The sequence below is a fragment of the Ruegeria sp. E1 genome (assembly GCF_056534225.1).
This window is the reverse complement of the sequence record NZ_JBQFPE010000006.1, coordinates 141,685-164,717: the sequence shown is the minus strand read 5'-3', so window position 1 is coordinate 164,717 and position 23,033 is coordinate 141,685. Positions and strand designations below refer to the sequence as shown.

At 61.4% G+C, this 23,033-nt stretch carries 17 protein-coding genes; 10 read left to right on the top strand and 7 right to left on the bottom strand.

The annotated features are described in order from the left end of the window. Window positions 1-26: 26 nt before the first annotated feature. The 6 genes from pcaD (at window position 27) to ACR0FG_RS09460 (ending at window position 5,666) form a co-directional block, all read left to right on the top strand. On the top strand, window positions 27-830 hold the full coding sequence (pcaD, locus tag ACR0FG_RS09485) for a 3-oxoadipate enol-lactonase (protein WP_480892378.1): 804 nt from the start codon (window positions 27-29) through the stop codon (window positions 828-830). Next, window positions 827-1,540, top strand: coding sequence for an alpha/beta fold hydrolase (locus ACR0FG_RS09480; protein WP_480892376.1), 714 nt, complete (start codon window positions 827-829; stop codon window positions 1,538-1,540). The genes pcaD and ACR0FG_RS09480 overlap by 4 nt, the downstream gene beginning before the upstream one ends. Window positions 1,541-1,624: 84 nt before the next feature. Further along, window positions 1,625-2,842 (top strand): TCR/Tet family MFS transporter, encoded by a 1,218-nt coding sequence (locus tag ACR0FG_RS09475; protein WP_480892375.1) that lies wholly within the window; start codon window positions 1,625-1,627, stop codon window positions 2,840-2,842. A 66-nt stretch (window positions 2,843-2,908) separates the two neighbouring features. After that, a complete protein-coding gene (locus tag ACR0FG_RS09470; RefSeq protein WP_480892373.1) occupies window positions 2,909-4,003 on the top strand; it encodes a Zn-dependent alcohol dehydrogenase in 1,095 nt (364 codons plus the stop codon). Between the two features lie 19 nt (window positions 4,004-4,022). Continuing rightward, window positions 4,023-5,255: a mandelate racemase/muconate lactonizing enzyme family protein gene (locus ACR0FG_RS09465; protein WP_480892372.1), complete on the top strand. Its 1,233-nt coding sequence runs from the start codon at window positions 4,023-4,025 to the stop codon at window positions 5,253-5,255. Between the two features lie 114 nt (window positions 5,256-5,369). Next, window positions 5,370-5,666 (top strand): ArsR/SmtB family transcription factor, encoded by a 297-nt coding sequence (locus ACR0FG_RS09460; RefSeq protein WP_480892607.1) that lies wholly within the window; start codon window positions 5,370-5,372, stop codon window positions 5,664-5,666. Here ACR0FG_RS09460 and ACR0FG_RS09455 read toward each other — a convergent pair. Beyond that, entirely contained in the window at window positions 5,663-8,659 is a 2,997-nt protein-coding gene (locus ACR0FG_RS09455; protein WP_480892605.1) for an ABC transporter transmembrane domain-containing protein, read from the bottom strand. The two genes, ACR0FG_RS09460 and ACR0FG_RS09455, sit on opposite strands and share 4 nt — an antisense overlap. A gap of 214 nt (window positions 8,660-8,873) precedes the next feature. Here ACR0FG_RS09455 and ACR0FG_RS09450 point away from each other — a divergent pair, with 214 nt between their 5' ends. Continuing rightward, on the top strand, window positions 8,874-9,263 hold the full coding sequence (locus ACR0FG_RS09450; protein WP_170713150.1) for a DUF3307 domain-containing protein: 390 nt from the start codon (window positions 8,874-8,876) through the stop codon (window positions 9,261-9,263). A 3-nt stretch (window positions 9,264-9,266) separates the two neighbouring features. On the opposite strand, the gene ACR0FG_RS09445 is transcribed toward ACR0FG_RS09450, so the two are convergent. Beyond that, window positions 9,267-9,728, bottom strand: coding sequence for an Lrp/AsnC family transcriptional regulator (locus ACR0FG_RS09445; protein WP_480892370.1), 462 nt, complete (start codon window positions 9,726-9,728; stop codon window positions 9,267-9,269). A 138-nt stretch (window positions 9,729-9,866) separates the two neighbouring features. On the opposite strand from ACR0FG_RS09445, the gene ACR0FG_RS09440 reads away from it, so the two are divergent. Further along, window positions 9,867-13,289 (top strand): indolepyruvate ferredoxin oxidoreductase family protein, encoded by a 3,423-nt coding sequence (locus ACR0FG_RS09440; protein WP_480892367.1) that lies wholly within the window; start codon window positions 9,867-9,869, stop codon window positions 13,287-13,289. On the opposite strand, the gene ACR0FG_RS09435 is transcribed toward ACR0FG_RS09440, so the two are convergent. The 5 genes from ACR0FG_RS09435 to ACR0FG_RS09415 all read right to left on the bottom strand — a co-directional run bounded on the left by ACR0FG_RS09435 (window position 13,265) and on the right by ACR0FG_RS09415 (window position 19,122). After that, window positions 13,265-13,939 carry a TetR/AcrR family transcriptional regulator gene (locus ACR0FG_RS09435; RefSeq protein WP_480892364.1) on the bottom strand — a complete coding sequence of 225 codons (675 nt, stop codon included), beginning with the start codon at window positions 13,937-13,939 and terminating at the stop codon, window positions 13,265-13,267. The two genes, ACR0FG_RS09440 and ACR0FG_RS09435, sit on opposite strands and share 25 nt — an antisense overlap. Next, window positions 13,940-15,469 carry a trimethylamine methyltransferase family protein gene (locus tag ACR0FG_RS09430; protein ID WP_480892362.1) on the bottom strand — a complete coding sequence of 510 codons (1,530 nt, stop codon included), beginning with the start codon at window positions 15,467-15,469 and terminating at the stop codon, window positions 13,940-13,942. Window positions 15,470-15,471: 2 nt separating this feature from the next. Continuing rightward, complete coding sequence (locus ACR0FG_RS09425) at window positions 15,472-17,874, bottom strand: GcvT family protein (protein WP_480892359.1); 2,403 nt, start codon at window positions 17,872-17,874, stop codon at window positions 15,472-15,474. 110 nt (window positions 17,875-17,984) lie between these two features. After that, the gene (locus ACR0FG_RS09420) at window positions 17,985-18,614 is read right to left on the bottom strand and encodes a glutathione S-transferase family protein (protein ID WP_480892357.1); all 630 of its coding nucleotides are present in this window, start codon (window positions 18,612-18,614) and stop codon (window positions 17,985-17,987) included. A gap of 10 nt (window positions 18,615-18,624) precedes the next feature. Beyond that, a complete protein-coding gene (locus tag ACR0FG_RS09415; protein ID WP_480892355.1) occupies window positions 18,625-19,122 on the bottom strand; it encodes a class I SAM-dependent methyltransferase in 498 nt (165 codons plus the stop codon). A gap of 231 nt (window positions 19,123-19,353) precedes the next feature. Here ACR0FG_RS09415 and ACR0FG_RS09410 point away from each other — a divergent pair, with 231 nt between their 5' ends. Both ACR0FG_RS09410 and ACR0FG_RS09405 read left to right on the top strand, forming a co-directional pair. Then, window positions 19,354-21,126 (top strand): ABC transporter ATP-binding protein, encoded by a 1,773-nt coding sequence (locus tag ACR0FG_RS09410; protein WP_170713165.1) that lies wholly within the window; start codon window positions 19,354-19,356, stop codon window positions 21,124-21,126. After that, window positions 21,119-23,032: an ABC transporter substrate-binding protein gene (locus tag ACR0FG_RS09405; protein WP_480892352.1), complete on the top strand. Its 1,914-nt coding sequence runs from the start codon at window positions 21,119-21,121 to the stop codon at window positions 23,030-23,032. Before ACR0FG_RS09410 ends, ACR0FG_RS09405 begins: the two co-directional genes overlap by 8 nt. Window position 23,033: the final 1 nt, after the last annotated feature.

Sequence of the window (23,033 nt, the reverse complement as noted above, 5' to 3'; positions counted from 1 at the left end):
GCTCGCCCACGGACAGGGATTGACCGATGAATATCGCCCAGCTTGGCGACGTAAGACTGCACTATCGCATTGACGGTGATCCGAACGGTGCGCCGCTGGTGCTGGCCAATTCGCTTGGCACCGACCTGCGCCTTTGGGATCCCATCCTGCCGTACCTGCCCAATGGGCTGCGCATCATCCGCTATGACAAGCGTGGCCACGGGTTGTCGTCGGGGCCGCCCGGGCCCTATTCCATGGGCGCGCTGGTACGCGATGCGGAACAGTTGCTGGATCATCTGAACGTGCGCGGCTGCGTCTTTGTCGGCCTCTCCATCGGCGGCATGATCGCGCAAGGTCTGGCGGTCAAACGCATGGACCAGATCCGCGCACTGGTCCTGTCGAACACCGCAGCCAAGATCGCAACGCCCGCCATCTGGCAGGACCGCATCGCCGCCGTCCGCGCCGGCGGGATTGAGGCGCTGGCCGATGCCACGATGGAACGCTGGTTTTCCCGCGCTTTCCGCGCAACGCCCGACATGACCCTGTGGCGCAACATGATGACACGGCAGCCGGTCGACGGCTATCTGGGCTGCTGCGCCGCCATTTCCGGCACCGATTTCTACACGCCCACCAGCGGTCTGCGTCTGCCGACGCTTGGCATCGCCGGGGCCGAGGACGGCTCGACCCCGCCCGATCTGGTGCGCGAAACCATCGACCTGATCCCGGGATCGCAGTTTGAACTGATCCGCAAGGCGGGGCACCTGCCCTGTGTCGAACAACCACAGCAATACGCCGCCATCCTTGCTGATTTCCTGACCCGGACCGGTCATATCGAAAGGAGCAGCCCGTGACAGATTTTCTGCTGGTCCACGGTTCATGCCACGGCGCCTGGTGCTGGCGCGACCTGATCCCCGAACTGACCGCCCTGGGCCACAGCGCCCGCGCCATCGACATGCCCAGCCACGGATCAGACCCGACCCCCATCGCCGAGGTCACTCTGGACACCTGCCGCGACAGGATTCTCGAAGCATCAACCCCAAACACCATCATCGTTGGGCATTCATGGGGTGGCTACCCGATCAGCGCCGCGGCAGAGGCAAACCCCAAGGCCATGCGCGGCCTGATCTACATCAGCGCCTATGTCCCCCAATCCGGGCTTTCGATGATCGAGATGCGCAAACGCGCGCCACGCCAACTGATCGCGGACGCGGTGGAAAAATCCGCCGACGGGCTGTCCTACCGCGTTCTGCCGGATCGGGTGCAGCCGCTGTTCTATCACGACTGTCCCACCGACATCGTGGCCTATGCCTTTGCCCGCCTGTGCCCGCAAGCGATCCGCCCGCAGGATACACCCCTGCCGACCGGCGACAACTTTGCGACCATGCCCAAGGCCTATATCCGCACGCTGGACGACCGGACGGTGCCCACCGAATATCAAGAGCAGATGAGCCACTGTGCCGCGCCCGAGCTGCGTCTGACCGTCGACAGCTCGCACTCGCCCTTCTTTTCGCACCCCAAAGAACTGGCCGAGTTGATCGACCGTGCCGCGCGGCGCATGTGACTTGACGTCGGGCTGCCCTGGGCCTCTTTCCCCGCGCCTGCCCCGGCGATAAGGTCCAGTCCGAAACCCTGAATTCGGACCCCCATGCGTCTGCCTTTTCTCTTTGTGCTTGGAACCGTGATGATCGACGCGATGGGCATCGGTCTGGTTCTACCCATCATGCCGCAACTGATCGTCGAGGTTCAGGGCGGCACGCTGGCCGATGCCGCGATCTGGGGCGGCGTGCTCAGCACTGCCTTTGCCGCGATGCAGTTCCTGTTCGGCCCGGTTCTGGGCAACCTGTCCGACGCCTATGGTCGCCGCACTGTCCTGCTGGTGTCGCTGTTCGTCATGGCGCTGGACTATGTTGTGATGGCGCTTGCAGGCAGCATCTGGCTGTTGCTTGCGGGCCGCATCGTCGGCGGGATCACGGCGGCCACCCATTCGACGGCCTCGGCTTTCATGGCAGATGTCTCGAAACCCCATGAAAAGGCAGCGAATTTCGGCCTGCTGGGGGCCGCGTTCGGGGTTGGCTTCGTCCTTGGCCCCTTGATGGGCGGGTTGCTGAGCGAATTCGGCACACGCGCACCCTTCTGGGCCGCGGCCGGACTATCGGCGCTGGGGTTCATCGTCGGCCTTCTGGTCATGCCGGAAACCGTGACCGACAAAACCCGGCGCGCCTTCAACTGGCGGCGCGCAAACCCGGCAGGCTCGCTGCGCGCCATCGCCGCCCTGCCCGGCATCCGCCCATTGCTATGGGTTTATTTCCTCTACTCAGTCTCGATCTACGTCTACCCGGCCATCTGGTCCTATTTCACGCTGGAACGCTTCGGCTGGTCGCCACAGATGATCGGCCTGTCGCTGGCCGTTTACGGCATCGGCATGGCCGCCGTTCAGGGCGGGCTAATCCGCCCCGCCACGCGGTATTTAGGTGAGCGTACAACGATCATCTGGGGCATGGGCTTTGAAATCCTCAGCTTCGCCCTGCTGGCGTTTCTGACCAACGGGTTCATTGCCCTCATGCTGATCCCCGTCACGGCGCTGGGTGCGGTGGTGACGCCCGCGCTTCAGGCGATGATGTCCAAGGCCACACCGGATTCGCAACAGGGAGAGTTGCAGGGCGTACTCGCCGCGCTGCACGCCCTGTCGATGATCATTTCGCCACTTGTCATGACCAGCGTGTTTGCCGAATTCATCAGCCCGAACGCGCTGTTCTATCTGCCCGGCGCACCTTTCCTGCTGGCGTTGATCCTGATGTTCGCGGGGCTGGCGCTTTTTCTGCGCGCCCCGCGCGCTACGCTGCGTAAAACGACATCTCTTTGACGGAAACCGCCTTGCGGGCCGCACCCTGACAGTCCACCGTGACCTGAAACGGGAACGGGGACAGACATGCAAACCATCAAAGCCGCCGTATGTCGCGCTTTTGACGAACCACTGGTCATCGAAGATGTCCTGCTTGCGCCGCCTGCCATGGGCGAGGTTGAGGTGACGCTGGATGCCGTAGCAATCTGCCATTCAGACATTTCCTACGCCAGCGGTGCCTGGGGCGGGTTCCTGCCCGCCGTCTATGGGCACGAGGCCGCAGGTGTCATCACAGCAACCGGGGACGGCGTAGGTGATTTCAAAATCGGCGATCCGGTCGTCGTCACCCTGATCCGCGCCTGCGGCAGTTGCCCCTCTTGCGCGGGCGGCAAACCGACGATCTGCGAAACCCCCTATGACACCGTCAAAGGGCCCTTGCGCACCGCAGACGGTGGACCGCTGGAACAGGCGATGGCCTGCGGGGCCTTTGCCGAGAAGGTCGTGGTCAGCCACCGCCAGATCGTAAAAATCCCGCAGACCATGCCCAAGGATATCGCAAGCCTTCTGTCCTGCGGCGTCATCACCGGGGTCGGCGCAGCGATCAACGCCGCCAATGTGCGACCCGGACAGGATGTTGTTGTGATCGGCGCCGGTGGCGTTGGCCTCAACGCCATACAAGGCGCCCGCATCGCCGGCGCACGCCGCATCGTGGCCGTCGACATGACGGAAGAGAAATTGGAAATCGCCAGGGAATTCGGCGCGACGCACGGCGTGTTGGGAACCCTCGAACAGCCGTGGAAAGCCGCCTACAAAGCGATGGGAGGGCGCGGCGCTGACGCCGTGCTGATCACCGTCGGCGCGATCCCGGCCTATGATCAGGCCCCGCGTTATCTGGGGCGGGGCGGCAAGGCGGTGATGATCGGAATGCCCCATTCCGGCGCGCAATCCAGTTATGAGCCCGTGATCCTCGCCGCCGTGGCCCAAGGGCTGATCGGGTCCAAAATGGGCGATGTGGTCATTCAGCGCGACATCCCGTGGATGATCGACCTTTACGAACAGGGACGTCTGAAACTCGACGAGCTGATCTCGGGCCGCTGGTCGCTGGATCAGATCAACGAAGCAATCGAGGATACCAAAACCGGCTCGGCCAAGCGCAACGTGATCATGTTTGACCGGGGCTGACCCGCCGAAAGGAGTGCCGATGAAACTGCAGAACCTCGACATCATCGTCACCGCCCCACCCGCGCCGGGTTGGGGTGGGCGGTACTGGATACTGGTCAAGGTGACAACGGATACCGGCATCACCGGCTGGGGCGAATGCTATGCCTCCTCCGTCGGGCCGGACGCCATGCAGCATGTGATCCGCGATGTGTTCGACCGGCACATGGCCGGGGAAAATCCCGAAAATATCGAGTTGATGTTCCGCCGCGCCTATTCCAGCGGGTTCACACAGCGCCCCGACCTGACCGTGATGGGCGCGTTTTCCGGGCTGGAAATCGCCTGCTGGGACATTCTGGGCAAGGATCGCAACCGCCCGATCCATGCGCTGCTGGGCGGGCGCATGAATGACCGCATCCGCGCCTATACCTACCTCTACCCCCTGCCACAGCATAACCTGACCGACTTCTGGACGTCGCCCGAACAGGCCGGTGAAAGCGCGGCGCAGGTGGTCGCGCGTGGCTATACCGCAGTCAAATTCGACCCCGCAGGCCCCTATACGATCCGGGGCGGGCACATGCCTGCGATGTCGGATATTTCCATGTCGGTTGCCTTCTGCAAAGCCATCCGCGAGGCCGTGGGCGACAAGGCCGACCTGCTGTTCGGCACCCATGGTCAGTTCAACACCGCAGGCGCGATCCGTCTTGGGCAGGCTCTGGAACCTTATTCCCCGCTCTGGTTCGAGGAACCCACGCCCCCCGACATGATCGAGGATATGGCCCGCGTGGCCCGCAACGTCCGCATCCCGGTCGCCACCGGTGAGCGGCTGACCACCAAGGCCGAATTCGGCGCGGTCCTGCGTGCCGGGGCCGCCGAAATCCTGCAACCTGCGCTGGGCCGCGCCGGTGGCATATGGGAAATGAAAAAGGTCGCCGCTATGGCCGAGGTCTTCAACGCTCAGATGGCCCCACATCTTTATGCCGGACCGGTCGAATGGGCGGCCAACATCCATCTGGCCGCCTCGATCCCGAACCTACTGCTGCTGGAAAGCATTGAAACCTCATTTCATGACCAGCTGATCAAAGGCACCATTCGCGTTGAAAACGGGTTCGTGACCCCGCCAACCGCACCCGGCCTCGGGATTGAGGTGGACGAAGCTCTGGCCCGCGCACATCCCTACACAGGCGACGGTCTGCATCTGCAAATGCAGGAAGACCCCTGCGACTATGTCAACGGAAACGCGTTTCAGGGCGGCGCCCCTGCAACCGAGGGGTGACAACCACGCCAGCGTTAAGGCATATTGGACCCCACCCCACTCTGCCAACCGGACCTGCCCGTGACGACCCAAGCCCCCGGCCCTGCTTCTCTGCCGCCGACCACCCCGGTCGACATGACCGAAAGCGCCGCCAACGCAACCGCGTTTCTCAAGGCGCTGGCTCATGAAGGGCGGCTGATGATCCTGTGTCATCTGCACGCGGGCGAACGATCCGTGGGCGAGCTTGAGCAATTGCTCGGGATGCGACAGGCCGCTGTCAGCCAGATGCTGGCCCGCCTGCGCGAAGAAGATCTGGTAACTACACGCCGTGACGGCAAGGTGATCTATTATGCCCTGCACGATGGAAAGGTGGCCCGGGTGATCGAACTGCTTTATGCGATGTTCTGCGACCCGGGCGACGGGTCGGCTTAGTTGGATACATACCCCGCGATCACCTGCAACAGTTTGAACGCGGTTGCGGCGTCGTTTTCGACCACGGCCAGAAATTCCTCTTCCCCGATGCGCAGGCAGGACAAATCGGTCTCGGCCACCATGCTCAGCGCGCGTGGTTCCTTGCGGATCAGGCCCAATTCACCAACCAGCGCACCGGGACCAACCGCCAAAATCAGTTTGTCCGGCCCGTCGGGCTGCGGCAGATACAGCCCCGCCTCGCCTTCAAGCAGCACATAGGCACCATCGGTCGGCTGGTCGTCTTTCAGGAAAATGACCTCTCCCGCCAAAGCCTGGAACCAGCGCGCACCAAAGGCCAGCAGGCGCAGTTGGCGGCGGTCCAGCCCGGAAAACAACGGCGTCTGCTCCAACGCCCGCAGCTTGCGCGCCAGATCGGCCGAGGACGCGCTGTCCTCTTCCACGTCGGATGGTCCATCATCGGTCACAACCCGACCTTGCCGGATTTCGACATACATGTCGAACACATCTGGGTTCTGGAACTGGTCGTTGAGGTAAATCACCGTGGCGTCCGGCAATAGCTGCCGCAGGTTCTTATACACGGCGACCTGCGTTTCCATATCATAGCTGGCCAGCGCATTTTCCAGGATCAGAATGTCCGGTTTCTTGATGGTCGCCCGGGTAAAGGCCAGCGGTTCGGCAAAGACCGCAGGCAGGTTCTGACCGCCCAGCGCCACCGGCACGTCATAGATCAGTTCCACCACCATCGGGCGCGCACCGTTTTCGGCCAGCACATCCACGATCAGCTTACGCACCTCGTCCGAACGCGCGCCGCCAATCTGGCTGACCTTGCCGAACAGCGCGTTCTCCATCACCGTCAGACCCGGCGCAAACTGGTCTGCATCCAACGGCACGAACACATCCCCCAGATGCGCCATCAGCCGGTCCGAATGGCTGGCGCGCAACTCCAGGATACGGTTCTTCAACTCGTCAGTGAAAGCCGGACCAATCTGTTCTGCCGAGATGACAAAAGGCACCGCCAGAAGATTGGCCAACTGTTCGTCATCCAGCCCCGAGCCGCCCTCCTGCCGGGTACGCTCGACCAGTTCCACCGCCGCCTCATAGGTCTGCGCCTGCAGCCCCAGCTTGCGGAACAAGGGATGGTCAGTGCCATCCAATCCAAAGATCTGCCGCAGCATGTCGATCACATCTCGCGTCAGGCCGATCAGGGTCTCGTCCAGACCCAACTCACGCAATTGACCAAGAAATACTGTCTGCTGGGCCAGCAACTCTTGCGTTACGGTCACGCAGGGGGTCGCGAACAACAGGTTCTCCAGCACCGGCAGCGCGGGATTATAGACATCGCGATCAAATATCAGCGCCTGATGATCCAGTTCAGCGCGACGCACAGCCTGTTGCACAACCGGGCGCAGTTCAATCAGCTTTTGCGCCAGCTTTGCGTGACTGCCTGGATCAAAAACCTGATCCGCCCCGCGCTGAAACAGCGCCGCCCCAGATCCCATCCCGTCGATCAGCTTCAGCCACCAGTCGCGCAAATCCGCCGGGCTTTGCAGATCGGCCAGCGATGGGTCCAGCCAATCGGCCTTGAACGGATCACTACTGTTGCCCGCGCGCAGAGTTTCGGCGAAATCCGGCGTCTCGGCAGGGTCCGATACCGGCTTGAACCGCATCGGCATCATAACATTGTCACCCAGCGAACCCTGGAACATGACGGGCCGGGATGTGGCATAGCCGATCCGCGCCGCAACAACCGCCTGATGCAACCCGGCCAGATTCTGATCGCCAATCTGAACGCTGCCGGAACTGGGCAGGATTTCACGGGTCAGCAACTCGGCCACGGCGCGGCGATCTTCCTCGCTGGGCGCGGCGATGCCGATGGTTTTTCCGGCCGGAAAGGTCAGGTCCAGATCGTCCAGAATCTGATTACCGTCTATGTCACGCACCGAGACCTGATTCAGCACAATATCCCCGCTCAGCCGCGGGCGGGTTTCGGGCTCCCCCTCGAACAGGGCCTCATCCTGCATTCCAGAGGGCGCAAAACGTTCGACCACCACATCCCAACGCAGCGACATGTCCTGCGTCTGGTTGTAGTAGGTCAGCAACTCTTTCCACGGCGAACTCAGATCCTTGTACGCCGCCAGCGCGGCCACAAGCGCCCCAAGCGAGACCGAGCCCTGCAGCACCAGCAGACCGCCGACCAGATAGAACATGAACGGCGTCAGTTGCGAAATGAAGTTGTTGATGAACTTCATAAAGAACTTTTTCTGGTAGATCTCGAACCGGATCCCGAACAAACGCCCCAGTTGATCCGAGATCATTGCGCGCCGATACCGCCAACCGCCATTGGCCCGCAAGGTCGAAGCCCCGGCAGCATTCTCGCCGATCTGCGCGGCCAGCACGCGCACCTCTTGAATGCGCTTCTTGTTCAGCAGGTTGATCTGCCGCTGCAACTTGGGGATCAGCCACGCCTGCAACGGGATCAGGGCAACGGCGGCCAGACCGAACCAGAAGCTCTGCAGAAACAGGAACGACAGGATGGTGATCATCTGCCCCGCCTGCAGCACCGGCTGGCTGATCGCATCGCCCATCAGGCCACCCATAGGCTCGCTTTCGGCGGTCACCATCGAGACCAGCTCACCCTGGCTGACCCGTTCGAAATAGGGCTGCGGAAAGCGCAGCGCGCGGCTGATCAACTGATACCGGAACCGACGCAGCATCCGTTCGCTCAGCACGCCTTTCATGGTGTTGATGCGCATTTTCATCAGACCATGCGCCAGCACCGCCGCCAGAAAGGCGAAGCACAGGATCATCAGAAACGTCGTCTGCTGCAGACTGAATCCCCAGACGGTAACAATCTGGCTCGATGCACCGATCGCGTCATTGATAATCCGCTTGGGCAGTTCCAGCGTCAGATACAGCAAGGGAAACAGCGTCGAGGTCACGGCCAGCAGGATCAGCTGATCGCGTTTTGAATATTTCCAGATGAACCGAAAAATCGTCCGCTCTATGGAACCCGCCCCCGGTGACTGATACGCCCGCCAAGCCCTTGAATTTGGCCTGAATACGTCCAACTGAATCTACCGCAATCGCAACCCGCGACGCAAATGAATTTCCGAATTGCGCGATTTTTGCCCTATGTGAACAAGTTCATTTGCGCGATGCGGATTTACCCCCTAATCTCCGATTCAGGACGATATCGGGAGGATTCATTTGCCTGCCACCATAGGCACAGTATTGCTGTTGCTCTGCCTTTTGCAGATCAAACATATGTTTGCCGACTATTTTTTGCAGACGCCCAAGATGTTATCGGGGCGTAGCACTTATGCTCATTTGGGACGCGCCCAACATGCTGCCGTGCATGTGGTGGGCTCGATCATCATTTTCGCCCTGTTTCGCGCCCCGGTCGAGTTCATCCTGATCATCGCGGCACTCGAGTGGATTGTTCATTTCCACATCGATTTTGCCAAGGCACATTATTCCGACCGCAAAAAGCTGCAGCCCAGCCAGCCCGAGTTCTGGCGGGCAGCCGGACTGGATCAACTGATGCACAATCTGACCTATATCGCGATGGCCTGGGCCTGGGCCGCATTCGCAACCTGACCCTCAGCCGCTGACGGGCCGGTTCCGCTTGATCGTGCGCAGCACGACGTTCGTATGTGCACTGGCGACCGCAGGCAGACGGAACAGAAACGCCTCAAGAAAGTCATTGTAACCAGCCAGATCACGGCACAGCACCCGCAAATGGTAATCCGCCTGTCCGGTGGTGGCATAGCATTCCTGCACTTCCGAACTGGCTTCAACCGCACGAATGAAATCCACGATCTTGTCCGGGTCGTGCCGCGTCAGGTGCACATGCACAATCGCCTCGAACCCCAGTCCCATTGCGTCCGGGTCCACGACGGCTCCGTAACGCTCGATCACCCCGGCCTCCTCCAGCGCGCGCACCCGCCGCCAAAGGGCCGAGGCCGACATACCCACTGCCTCAGCGAGATCAGCGTTTGAAATCCGGCTGTCCTGCTGCAGCAAGGTCAGAATCCGGCGGTCTTTGTCTTCTAGTTTCACCATAACGGTCAATTTATCCGATTCCTGCTGGTTTTCGATCAATTTTTCCAACCAAGGCCAAAATCGCGACCGTTAAAGACAGGAAATACCGCCACAACCGGGCTAAAATTCCCCCGCCCCGACAGCCCATGGACCCTGGATATGAGCCACCACGACCCCAAGCCCCGCACCTATCAGCTCGACGACCGCTATGCGCAAACGCAGGGCCGGGTTTTCCTGACCGGCACTCAGGCACTGGCGCGGATCATGATGGATCAAGCCCGGCGCGACCAACAGGCGGGGCTGAACACGGCAGGGTTTGTCTCGGGCTATCGCGGTTCACCGCTGGGCGGCTTGGATCTAGAACTGTGGCGCGCCAAGGACCGGCTGAAAGCCGACCGCATCACCTTTATGCCCGCCGTTAACGAAGACCTCGGCGCCACCGCCGTCCTGGGCGCGCAGCAAGCCACACTGGACCCTCATTGCGAGGTCGAGGGCATCTTTTCCATGTGGTACGGCAAAGGCCCCGGCGTCGACCGCTCGGGCGATGCGCTGAAACATGGCAACGCCTATGGCTCGGCCCCCAAAGGCGGTGTGCTGGTGGTGGCCGGTGATGACCATGGCTGTGTCAGTTCATCCATGCCGCACCAGTCGGATGTGGCATTCATGGCGTGGTTCATGCCCACCCTGAACCCGGCCTCGGTTGCGGAATATCTGGAATACGGCGAATACGGGCTCGCCCTGTCGCGCTTTTCCGGCACTTGGGTCGGCTTCAAGGCAATCAGCGAAACGGTTGAAAGCGCCCGGTCGGTTGACCTGCACCCCGACCGCAAATTCACCCTGCCCGAAATCGACCTGCCGCCAAACGGCCTGCATGTGCGCACCGCCGACCTGCCCTCGCCCGAGATCGAAACCCGCATTCAGCACAAGCTGCGCGCCGTGCGCGCTTTTGCCGAAGCCAACCCCATCGACCGGCGCATCTATGACATCGACAACGCCAAATTCGGCTTTGTCACCACCGGCAAGGGCCATCTGGACCTGATGGAGGCGCTGCGTCTGCTGGGCTTGGATGAACCCGCCTGCCGCCGTCTGGGCATCGACATTTACAAGGTCGGCATGGTCTGGCCACTGGCCCGACGCAACGCGCTGCGGTTCGTGAAAGGCAAGGCCGAGGTTCTGGTCGTCGAGGAAAAGCGCGGCATCATCGAAAGCCAGTTCAAGGAATATTTCTACGACTGGCCCGGCGACAAACCCCACAAGATGGTCGGTAAATACGACAGCCATGGCGAGCCGTTGATCCCTTGGACCGGCGAACTCAGCCCCCTGATGCTGGCCCCCATCGTCGCCGCGCGGCTGGATACATTCTTCCCCGAAGAGGGCCTGCCCGCCAAAGCAAAGGCCCTGACCGAAACGCCCCCGCCCGTGATCAACGTGCCGGGTGCCGTGCGCACGCCCTATTTCTGCTCGGGCTGTCCCCACAACACCTCGACCAAAGTGCCCGAGGGCTCGACGGCGGCCAGCGGCATCGGCTGCCATGTCATGGCCTCGTGGATGGATCGCGAAACGGTGGGTTATGCGCAGATGGGTGGCGAAGGCGTGCCACAGGTGGTCGCCTCGCAGTTCAACGGCGGCAAGCATATCTTCCAGAACCTTGGCGAAGGCACATGGTATCACTCGGGCAGCCTTGCCATCCGGCAGGCCGTGGCAGCGAACACAAATATCACTTACAAAATCCTTTACAACGACGCGGTTGCCATGACCGGCGGGCAGCCCGTCGATGGCCCGGTCAGCGTCGCCGGGATCGCCCAGACCTGCCGCGCCGAAGGGGTCGAACGGATCGCGCTGGTCTCGGACGACATCACCAAGTTCCGCCGCGCCGATTTCCCGACCCGCACCACATTCCATGACCGCGCCGAAATGGACGCCCTGCAAAGCGAGCTGCGCGACATCCCCGGCGTCACCGTCCTGATCTATGAACAGACCTGCGCCACGGAAAAGCGCCGCCGCCGCAAACGGGGCACCCTGCCCGACCCGGCCAAATTCGTCTGGATCAATGATCTGGTCTGCGAAGGCTGCGGCGATTGCTCTGTCGCCTCCAACTGCCTGAGCGTCGAGCCCCGCGAAACCCCGCTTGGCCGCAAACGCAAGATCAATCTCAGCTCGTGCAACAAGGACTTCTCCTGCCTCAACGGCTTCTGCCCCAGCTTCGTCACCGTCGAAGGCGCGACCCGCCGCAAACGCGACACCGCGCTGGAATTGGACACGCTGGAAACCGGATTGCCGGCACCCGACCTGCCACCTCTGACCAAACCCTACGACCTGCTTGTCACCGGCGTCGGCGGCACCGGCGTCGTCACGGTCGGAGCCCTCATCACAATGGCCGCGCATCTTGAGGGCAAAGGCACCTCGGTGCTGGATTTCACCGGGTTTGCCCAGAAATTCGGCACGGTGCTCAGCTATATCCGGCTGGGCTCAAAACCCGATGCCCTCAATCAGGTGCGCATTGATCAAAGCGCGGCGGATGCGGTGATCGGTTGCGACGTGGTGGTCAGTTCCGCACCCAAAGCCTCGGCCCATTACCGTCACGGCACGCAGGTTGTGCTGAACCGCGCCGAGATGCCGACCGGAGATCTGGTTCTGCACCGCGACGCCCAGCTTAAGGTCGACGCGCGCGAACAGGCCATCGAACAAGTCGTGGGCACCGAAAACTTGTCGGCCTTCGATGCCAACGCCGCCGCTGAACGCCTGCTGGGCGACAGTGTTTTCGCCAACGTGATCCTGCTGGGCTATGCGTGGCAAAAGGGGCTGGTGCCGGTGTCGCAAACCGCACTGAATCAGGCCATTTTGCTGAACGGGGTTGCCATCGAAAAGAACCGGCTGGCCTTTGCCATCGGTCGCGTTTTTGCGCATCAGCCGGATCGCCTGAACTCTAAACCGGATCGGCAACCGGAAACGCTGGATCAGATGATCACCCATCGCGCCGATTTCCTGCGCGACTATCAGGATGATCGCTACAGCCAGCGCTACATTGATCGGCTCACCGAAATCCGGCGTGCCCTGCCCACCGCCGATGAACATCTGATCCAATCAGTCGCACGCAACCTGTTCCGGTTCATGGCTTATAAGGACGAATTCGAGGTCGCCCGCCTGATGACCGGCAAAGCCTTCGCCAAAGACCTCGCAGAGAAATTCGAAGGCGCTCCGAAACTGACCTACCATATGGCCCCGCCGCTGCTCGCGTGGCGCAAGGATGGCCGGGGGCGGCCTCGCAAATGGAAAATGGGCGCATGGCTGCACCCCGCCCTGACCTTGCTCACGCGTGCTCGCAGGCTGCGTGGATCACCCCTGAACCCGTTCGGCTACCACGCCGAGGCGCGCATGCATCGTGACCTGCTTGCGTGGTATCAGCGCCTGCTGGACCGGATGGTTGCGAACTACAGCGCCGAAACCCATGACCACTGGACCAAAATCATGGCCTGCGCAGACGAAATCCGTGGCTATGGCCCGGTGCGAATCCAAGCCGCCGAAACGGCCAAGGCGCGTGCTGCCGAGTTGATGGCTCAGCTTTCCCCGCCCGACCAGTGACGCTGTGAATAGGCGCTGAACTCGGCCACCTCTTCGGGGCGGGGTTCGACGCCGGTGAAGACATATAGATAATGCGGCACCATCGAAATCCGTATGTCCATCGGCTCGTTCAACTGCGCCAGATCGTACCCGATCTGCATGTAATACAGCACGCGCGCCCGGGTTTCGGCCTCGATCTCAGGGTAGCCATAGCGCGCGAACATGGCGTGTAGCGCCTGCAACCGCTTGGCGTCGGACTGATCCAGAACGCGCCGCACCTTGCCGGATTTGCGCGCCCAGTCCCGCACGGCAAAATCCAGCGCGGTGTCGAACAAGGCGGTGTTCACAACGCATCGGTGCACATTGCAGACGGCCCCCGTGATCGTCTCGGCAGGGGCTTCGGCCTGCGCGATCAGGGCGGCCGTGTTCGTGGCCTGCCAGCGCGCCAACAATGCGTCCAGCAATTCCTGCCGCGATTTGAAGTACCAGTAGAAAGACGACCGCGACACCGCCATCCGCTCGGCCAGATTCAGAACCTTGATCTGATCAACCCCGTCCGAGATCAGCACATCCATCGCCACATTCAGCCAGTCGTCACGCGTGACCTTGACGTTACCGACCAGAGGTTCCGCCTTTGGATCATCGCGATGCAGGATTGGTTTGCTGTTCATTCAACTCTCCGGCGGGGCACCACCTTCGGCGGTACGTCGGGCAATGAAATCATGCATTGCGCCCAAATGGTCGCTTTGCGCAGGCGCTTCGAAATTCGCCAGAATGTCCTTCCAGACCCCTGTCGCCCGCTGATTGGCATCGACCGAGCCGCGCTCGGTCCAGGTTCCGAAATTGGCATAGTCGTGCACATGCGGTTCATAGAACTCGGTATTGTACCGCTCCATCGTCTGGCTTGAGGCGAAAAAGTGCCCGCTGGGCTCGACCTCGCGCAGCGCCGTGTCAAAGCCGATCTCGGATGTTCCGGCCTGCGCCCCGGCGCAGAGTTCCGCCACCATGTTCAGCACCTCGGCGTCGCAGATCATTTTCTCGAACGACACCGTCAGACCGCCCTCAAGCCAACCGGCCGAGTGGATGATGACCGTGGCCCCCGCCATCAGGCACCCCCAAAGGCCAAACTGGTTTTCATTTGCCGCCTGTACATCGTTGATGTTTGACGCCGACCCGGCGGCGGATCGCCACGGCAGACCCAAATGCCGTGCCAACTGCCCTGCCGCAAGCGAGGCCTGGAAATGCGACGGCGTCCCGAAGGCGGGCGCGCCCGATTTCATGTCCACGTTGCTGGTGAATGTGCCATAGCAAACCGGCGCGCCGGGGCGGGCCAGTTGCGTCAGCGTCAACGCCGCCAAGGCCTCGGCATGAGACAGCGTAATGGCCCCCGCAACCGTGATCGGGGCCATTGCCCCCATAAGGGTAAACGGCGTGATGATCGACATCTGCCCATGCCGCGCAAAATCGATCAGCCCCTGCGCCATCGGAATGTCCAGCGTGCGCGGGCTGTTGGTGTTGATGATGGTGTAGCAATGCGGGTTTGCGCGGAATTCGTCATCCGACAGGCCCCGCGCGATCGAAAGCATCTCGAAATTGTCCATCACCTGCGGCGTCCCGCGCGAAAAGAAGAACGGGAACTTGTCGGTCAACTCCATCTGCGCCTGCGTGGTGAAATAGTGCCTCACGTTGGTCGGCACATCCTGCGGCTCAACCTGCGGAGAAATCATCTGGAACACGTCGAAATGATGCGTCAGCTTCAGAAACTCAAGATAGTCCTGCCCGGTCGCAGGCCTCCGCCCCCGTTCCAGATCGGTGGCATTCGGTGCCCCGGCCCCCGGCTGAAACACCAAAGACCCCAGTTCCAGCGTAAAGTCCCGATGCCGCGCCCCTGCGCGACAGGGGATCGATTTCGGGGCCGAAGCTATCGCCGCCTCAACCATCTCGCGCCCGATAAAGACCATCTGGCTGTCTTCATCCACACGCGCGCCCGCCGTCTTGAACAGAGCGGTCGCCTCGGGCAACAAGACCTTGACGCCCAGTTCCTCCAGTGTCCGCAGCGCGGTGTCATGCATGTTTGCAATCTGGTCCGCCGGAAACACCTCCATCTGCGGAAACGGGTTCCGCAACTGGCGATAGTTCACCTCGCGGCTGGGCGCGGCCTCGACCCCGCGCCGTCGCCGTCCTCGATCCCGCGCTGACATGGTTAACCCCGCATCGCTTTGCCCTGCGGATCATAGGGCGAGGCCGCAATGATCCGCGCAGGCCGTTCAACGCCCACCACATGCACCGACAGCTCGGTCCCCGGCTCCGCCTTGTCGCGATTCACCAGCGCCATGGCCAGCGACTTGCCGGTGTAATGCCCATACCCGCCTGAGGTCACAAAACCGACGCGTTCCTCACCCGCCCAGATCGGTTCATACCCGCTGGCATCCGCGTCCAGCGCGTCCACCTCCAACGTCACCTGAACCTGCGCGGGGCCATTGCCGTTGCGTTCAGCCAATGCCGCCTCTTTGCCGACAAAATCCTTGTCCCAGTCGATCCAGCGGTCCATGCCCGTCATCCCGGGCGTGTAAAGCTGCGTGAACTCCGCCGACCAGATGCCAAAGCTCTTTTCAAGCCGCGTCGACAGCATCGCGTTGAAGCCACACTCGCGAATGCCCTCATCCGCCCCGGCCTCAAGCAGCATCCGACGCAGTTTGATATGGTCGCCATAGCGGCAATTGATCTCATAGCCCTTTTCGCCCGTCACCGACATGCGCGCGACGCGGGCGCGGACCAGACCGATATCGAAATCTGCACACCCCATGAATTTCAGGCCACCGATATCCTGCTCTGCCAGCTTCTCGACCACCGCCTGCGATTTCGGGCCAACAACGGCAAAGCCGCAATATTCCTCGCCCAGATCGCGGACATTGACGCCGTCCATCATGTGATCGTCAAACCAGCGCATATGCCAGGCGCGCAGGTAATAGCTGCCCATGATCCACCAGGTACCATCGCCCCAGTTCAGCACGGTCAGATCGCCCTTGAGCCGCCCGTTCTCGCCCAGCATCGGCGCAAGTTTCGCCCGACCCGGCGCGGGCAGCCTCAAAGCCATGACCTTATCCAACCACGCCTCAGCGTTCGGGCCCGTGACCTCAAACCGCGAAAAGCCCGAGATATCCATCAGGCCCACACCCTCGCGGATCACCTTGCATTCCTCGGCCACGATATCATGCGCGTTTGACCGCTTGAGCGTCGGTGTTTCCTCAAACCCTTTCGGCGCAAAATACAGCGGCACTTCCAAGTCCCAACTGACGCCCCATTTGCACCCGGCCTCGGTCATCGCATCATGCGCCGGGGCCATTTTCAGCGGGCGACCTGCGGGCAATTGCTCGTTCGGATAGGTCATCACAAAGCGGCGCGAATAGAACTGCCCCGTGGTCTCGCGGATATACCGCTTGTTCTGCGCGAAATCGCCAAAGCGGGCCACATCCATCGGCCAGGCATCGGCCTCGGGCTCACCATGGATCATCCACTCGGCCAGCGTCTTGCCGACGCCGCCGCCCTGCAAGAACCCGGCCATCACCGCACAGGCAGACCAATAGCCCCGCTTGCCCGGCACAGGCCCGACCAGAGGGTTCCCGTCCGGCGCAAAGGTAAACGCGCCGTTCACCCAAGTCTTGATGCCCACATTCTGGATCGACGGATACCGCTCAAAGCCCAGCATCAATTCGTTCTCGATCCGATCCAGCTGTTCCTGAAACAGCTCCTCGCCATAGTTCCACGGCGCGCCATCCATGGCCCAATGTTCGTGCTCGACCTCGTAAATGCCGACCAGAACACCCTTCTGGTCCTGCCGCATATAAGTAAAGCCTTCCAGATCCACGGTCATCGGCATCTCAAAATCCGCCTGCGCCACCTCGGGCACCGTGTCGGTGATCAGATAGTGGTGCTTCAGCGGAGAAACTGGCAGCTCCACTCCGGCCATGCGACCCACCTGCTTGGCCCAAAGGCCTGCGGCGTTGACCACATGCTCACAGGTAATGGTGCCCTTGTCGGTCACAACCTCCCAGCCATCTGCCGTCTGCGTCAGGCTTTCGACCTTGGTTTCTTCGTAGTATTCCGCGCCGCGCTTCCGGGCGGCAGTCGCATAGGCCTGTACGGTTCCGGTCGTGTCGATATACCCCTCGCGATCCGCCCACATCGCGCCCAGCACGCCATCGGTGGACATGATCGGGCAGCGTTTCTGCGCCTCTTCGGGCGACAGCAACTCACAATCATCAATGCCGATGGACTGGAAAATGCGGTAATTCGCCTGCAACCACTCCCACCGCTCGGGCGTGCCCGCCAGTGTCAGGCCGCCGGTCATGTGCAACCCGATATTCTGACCCGATTCCTTTTCGATCTCACTCAGCAGATCGATGGTATAAGCCTGCAACGCCGCCATGTTCGGATCGGCATTCAGCGCATGAATACCGCCTGCCGCGTGCCACGACGACCCCGAGGCCAGACGCCGCCGTTCCAGCATCACCACATCCGACCAGCCGAACTTGGCCAGATGATACAGGACCGAGGCCCCAACAACACCGCCCCCGATCACTACAACACGATACTGAGATTTCATCCCGCCCTCCCTGCATGGCTCGCAGAGGACGCTAGAGGCACTGTTCACTTCTGTCTAGACATTTCTGTACAGTACCGGCCGCACGGACTATTCAGCCAAAGGACACAGCCTTAAAGCTGCGCGCTTGGCCGTGCCCCAATCCGGTCGAACCAGGCCAAAGTAGCAGTGTTTTCCTGAGGAATGCGCCGTTTGATCACACGGGCAAAATCGACAAAGACGAAACCGGTGATATCGGCCAGCGTCAACGCGTCCCCTGCAAGATAGGGACTGTCGGCAAGCCGTTCTTCCAGCAGATCAAAGAACTGCCCCACCCGCGCCGCGCCGCGTTGCGCCAGTTCGGGGATCTGCGCATGATTCTCGGGCCCCGGAATTGCCCGGTCCGTAAACGCCGGATGCGTATTGCGCAGCGTTTCGGCTATCGGCAGGCCGCCCTGTTGCTCGACAATGCTGTTCCACATCAACACCGCACCCTTTTCATCAGGCGTGCGCCCCATCAACGGCGGCTCGGGGAACCGCGCCTCAAGATAGGCCGCGATGCCAAGGTTCTCGGTCAGAACCGATCCTTCATCTGTTACCAGAACAGGCAGGGTTCCACGCGGGTTTACCGCCAGAAACGCAGCCCCCAACTGTTCCCCTTGGGCGATAGAGACCGCGCGGGTTTCGATCTCCAGCCCCTTTTCCGCGATGAACATCCGGGCTCTGCGCGGGTTCGGGGCAGTCGGGCAATCGTAGAACAGCATGGCTGGCCCCTTATCGGCGATAAATGAAACAGCGCCCCTCGACCGCCCCCGGTGGCAGGGGCAACTCGGCCAGCCCTTCGAAATACATCCGGTCGCTGGATACCATCAGCCCGCCGGGTGCCAGCAAGGGTTCGATCAAAGGTGAGACGAGCCGCGCAAATGCATCATTCTTTTCCCGGTTATGCCCGCCCAGATCCGCATGGATCAGACTGGCGGTTGCACCAAACCGCTCGACCGACGCAGGCAGGGTCTCGCGCACATCACCCAATATGACGCGATCCTCGGGCGGGGTGGAATCGGGGTGCGAGGCCACCGCGCGCTCGAACACATAAACCGGTCGGTCCTGAATGTGCTGGATCATGTGGTGATAGGTGCGCCCGTTCCCCAAACCCAGCTCGAACACCGGGCCGGGCTGGCCTGCGGTCTGGGAAATCGCAAAATCCAGACAGGCGCGTTGCGACACCATGCGGTCGATGAACAGATCCAGACGGCTTTGATTGTCGGACACAAGCGAACCCCTTTGTATTTGTCGTCGGCTGACATCTATGGCCGATGCCGCCATTGATGACAAAAACTCAACTCATTGTGTAGGCAAACAGGCGGAAATTCACATTCCCGCGACAATTCCACCCAAGAAGGTGTTTGACTACCGCGCCCCAACCGCGCGAAACTGCACTAAAAAACTCAGGGAGACCACGAAGCCAATGTTTTTCCACGGCCAACCGGGTAGACTGCCCGCATGACTGCTCTGTTGTCCGTTCGGGATCTCAGCATAGGTTTTGGCGCGGGTCCGTCCGTTGTCCAGAATGTCAGCTTTGATGTTGCGCCAGGGCAAACGCTTGCACTGGTTGGCGAATCCGGGTCCGGCAAGACGATTTCCTGCCGCGCCGCCCTGCGCATCCTGCCGCGCACCGCGCAGATACGCAGCGGCTCGATCACGCTGAATGATTCAAAAGGCACCGCCGATCTGACCGCGATCAGCGAAAAGCAGATGCGCGGCATTCGCGGCAACCGGGTGTCGATGATCTTTCAGGAACCCATGCGGTCGCTGTCCCCCCTGCACAAAATCGGCAATCAGGTGTCCGAAGTTCTGTGGCTGCACCGCGGCGCGTCCGAGGCACAGGCCCGCAAAGAGGTCATCACCCAGTTTGAACGCGTCGGCTTTCCCGACCCGCAACGGGCCTATGACAGCTATCCGTTCGAACTATCCGGCGGGATGCGCCAGCGCGCGATGATCGCCATGGCGATGGTTTCCAAGCCCGAGCTTCTGATCGCGGATGAACCCACCACGGCGCTGGACGTCACGACGCAGGCGCAGGTTCTTGGGCTGATCAAGGAATTGCAGCGCGAAACCGGCATGGCCCTGATCCTTGTGACCCATGATCTGGGCGTTGTCGCCAACATGGCCGAGCAAGTCGTGGTCATGCACAAAGGCCGCGTGATGGAATCTGGCCCCGCTGCCCCGATCCTGACCGCACCCGCGCACCCCTATACCAAGCAGCTCTTCGACGCCGCCCCGGCGATCCCGGATCAGGACGCGGTTGGCCTGCCGATGCCGGACGAAGACCTGATCCTTGAAATGACCGAGGTGTCAAAAACCTATTCCATGCGCTCGTCCAAAGGTTGGAAGGCTGAAAAGCTGATCCATGCCTGTCGGGGTGTCGACCTGAAACTGGCGCGCGGCAAGACATTGGCGATTGTGGGCGAAAGCGGCTCGGGCAAGACCACGGCGGCCCGCATCGCACTGGGCGCCGAACTGCCCGACCCCGGCGGGCAGGTCCTGTTCCGCGCCTCCGCCGATGCCGAACCGATCACCGTCCACAAGATGTCCAAAGCTGAACGCACCGCATTCCAGCGCAAGGCGCAGATGGTGTTTCAGGACCCCTACAGCTCGCTCAGCCCCCGGATGCGCATTCAGGACGCAATGACCGAACCGCTTGAGATTCACCGGCTGGGCACAACCGCCGAGCAACGCGACAAGGCGGGCGAAATGCTGCAACGGGTTGGATTGAACGCGGATATGCTCAAACGCTATCCCCATGCGTTTTCCGGCGGTCAGCGCCAGCGTCTGTCGATTGCCCGCGCCATGATGCTCGACCCGGCGCTGATTGTCTGTGACGAGCCGACCTCGGCGCTGGATGTCTCGGTACAGGAACAAATCCTGACTCTGCTTGAAAATCTGCAGGACAGCTTGAACCTGTCCTACCTGTTCATCTCACACGACCTTGCCGTCGTTGCCCGCATCGCGGACGAGGTCGCGGTCATGCGCCAGGGGCTTGTCGTCGAACAGGCCCCGCCCGAAACTTTGTTCTACAATCCCCGTCATCCCTACACCAAAGCGCTGATAGCGGCGCAGCCGGAACCTGACATTAATCGCCCGATCGACCTGAAACTGGTTGCTTTGGGCGCAGGTTCGCCGGACAGTTGGGATGATGCCTTCCGTTTCTCCGACTCCGTGATACCCTCACTCACAGAGATGGAACCTGGCCATAAGGTACGTTGCCATGTTTAAGACCACTCGACATATGTTTCTGGCCTCTTCGCTGGCCCTGCTGGGATTGCTGCCTGCCATGGCGCAATCGAACCCCGCGGTGCAGGAAAGCGCCTTTTGGAAGTCCGAGGTTGACGCCGGCAACCTGCCCCCCGCGCAGGAGCGCATCCCGGCCGAGCCGCTGATCGTGGACCCGCTTGCAAAAGGGCGCGAGATGGGCACCCCTGGCGGCACGCTGCGCACGATGGTGACGCGGTCCAAGGACATCCGCCAAATGGTCGTCTACGGCTATGCCCGCCTTGTCGGCTTTGACGAAAACTACGAACTGACGCCAGACCTGCTGGCCTCGTATGAAAACGAGGATAACCGCAAGTTTACCCTGCACCTGCGCGACGGCCACAAATGGTCCGATGGCACGCCCTTCACCTCCGAAGATTTCCGCTATTGGTGGGAGGATGTGGCAAATAACGAACTGCTCAGCCCCTCCGGCCCGCCTGATTTCCTGATGGTCGAAGGCAAACCCCCTACCGTGACCTTCCCCGATGAACAGACAGTCATCTTCGAATGGGCCGACCCGAACCCCGATTTCCTGCAATCTCTGGCGCAGGCCCGTCCACCCTTCATCTATCGCCCGTCCGAGTTTCTGAAGAAATATCACGAGAAATTCGCCAACGCCGACGATCTGGCGTTTGAGGTCGAAGATGCCCGCGTCAAAAGCTGGGCCGCCCTGCATAACAAGCTCGATAACCTCTATAAGTTCGACAATCACGAATTGCCGACGCTGCAGCCCTGGCTGAACGCAAGCTCGGGCAAAAAGATCCGCCACAGCTTTGTACGCAACCCTTATTATCACCGCATCGACACCAACGGCGTGCAACTGCCCTATATCGATGTGGTCGAGATGGAGATCGTCGCCCCCGGTCTGGTCGCCGCCAAGACAAATGCCGGTGAAACTGACCTGCAAGGGCGCGGTCTGGCCTTCCGCGATGCCTCGATCCTGAAAAAGGGCGAGGCCGAAGGAGGGTACAAAACGCTGCTTTGGAAAACCGGGGTTGCCTCGCAAATCGCGATCTATCCCAATCTGAACTTTGACGATGACGGCTGGCGCGAGGTTCTGCGCGATGTACGTGTGCGCCGCGCCCTGTCACTGGCGATCGACCGGAAAACCATCAATCAGGCGCTCTATTTCAAGCTGGCGCAGCCCGGCGCCATGTCGGTCCTGCCTGCCTCGCCCTTCTACAATGAAGAAAACGCGCAGGCCTGGGCGCAATACGACATTGATCAGGCCAACGCCCTGCTGGATGAGGCCGGCCTTGACCAACGCGACGGCAACGGCATCCGCCTGCTGCCCGATGGTCGCCCGATGGAACTGGTGATCGAAACCGCGGGTGAGCGGCAAGAGGTCGAGAACGCCCTGCAGATCGTCACCGACAACTGGCGTGATGTTGGCGTCAAGCTGGTGATGCGGCCGCTGGATCGGGACATTCTGCGCAACCGGGTGTTTTCCGGCAATACCATGGCCTCGGTCTGGTTCGGCTGGGATGACGGCATCCCGCAGCTGCACACCTCGCCTTCCTATCTCGCCCCGACCGATCAGGTCTTTTTGGCCTGGCCCAAATGGGGGCAGTACTATCAAACCGGCGGTGGCTCGGGCGAACCGCCCGACATGCCCGAAGCGGAACGCCTGATGACCTTGGCCCACGATTGGGAAATCGCCACCACCGATGACGAACGTCGGGCCGTCTGGGAAGAGATGCTGAAGATCCACGCCGATCAGCTTTATGCCATCGGCATCCTGAACGGCGCGCCGCAACCTATCGTCGTGTCGAACCGCCTGCGCAACGTCCCGGAACAGGCCATGTGGGCATGGGAACCCGGCGCGCATTTCGGTGTCTACCGCCCGGACGAGTTCTTCTTCGCCGACTAAG

Excerpts from the sequence above, each read along its gene's own strand:
- ACR0FG_RS09470 (WP_480892373.1), top strand. The coding sequence starts at position 2,909 with ATGCAAACCATCAAAGCCGCCGTATGTCGCGCTTTTGACGAACCACTG.
- ACR0FG_RS09445 (WP_480892370.1), bottom strand. The coding sequence starts at position 9,728 with ATGGTGAAACTAGAAGACAAAGACCGCCGGATTCTGACCTTGCTGCAG.
- ACR0FG_RS09420 (WP_480892357.1), bottom strand. The coding sequence starts at position 18,614 with ATGCTGTTCTACGATTGCCCGACTGCCCCGAACCCGCGCAGAGCCCGG.
- ACR0FG_RS09435 (WP_480892364.1), bottom strand. The coding sequence starts at position 13,939 with ATGAACAGCAAACCAATCCTGCATCGCGATGATCCAAAGGCGGAACCT.
- ACR0FG_RS09430 (WP_480892362.1), bottom strand. The coding sequence starts at position 15,469 with ATGTCAGCGCGGGATCGAGGACGGCGACGGCGCGGGGTCGAGGCCGCG.
- ACR0FG_RS09405 (WP_480892352.1), top strand. The coding sequence starts at position 21,119 with ATGTTTAAGACCACTCGACATATGTTTCTGGCCTCTTCGCTGGCCCTG.
- ACR0FG_RS09410 (WP_170713165.1), top strand. The coding sequence starts at position 19,354 with ATGACTGCTCTGTTGTCCGTTCGGGATCTCAGCATAGGTTTTGGCGCG.
- ACR0FG_RS09460 (WP_480892607.1), top strand. The coding sequence starts at position 5,370 with ATGACCGAAAGCGCCGCCAACGCAACCGCGTTTCTCAAGGCGCTGGCT.
- ACR0FG_RS09475 (WP_480892375.1), top strand. The coding sequence starts at position 1,625 with ATGCGTCTGCCTTTTCTCTTTGTGCTTGGAACCGTGATGATCGACGCG.
- ACR0FG_RS09440 (WP_480892367.1), top strand. The coding sequence starts at position 9,867 with ATGAGCCACCACGACCCCAAGCCCCGCACCTATCAGCTCGACGACCGC.
- ACR0FG_RS09425 (WP_480892359.1), bottom strand. The coding sequence starts at position 17,874 with ATGAAATCTCAGTATCGTGTTGTAGTGATCGGGGGCGGTGTTGTTGGG.
- ACR0FG_RS09465 (WP_480892372.1), top strand. The coding sequence starts at position 4,023 with ATGAAACTGCAGAACCTCGACATCATCGTCACCGCCCCACCCGCGCCG.
- pcaD (WP_480892378.1), top strand. The coding sequence starts at position 27 with ATGAATATCGCCCAGCTTGGCGACGTAAGACTGCACTATCGCATTGAC.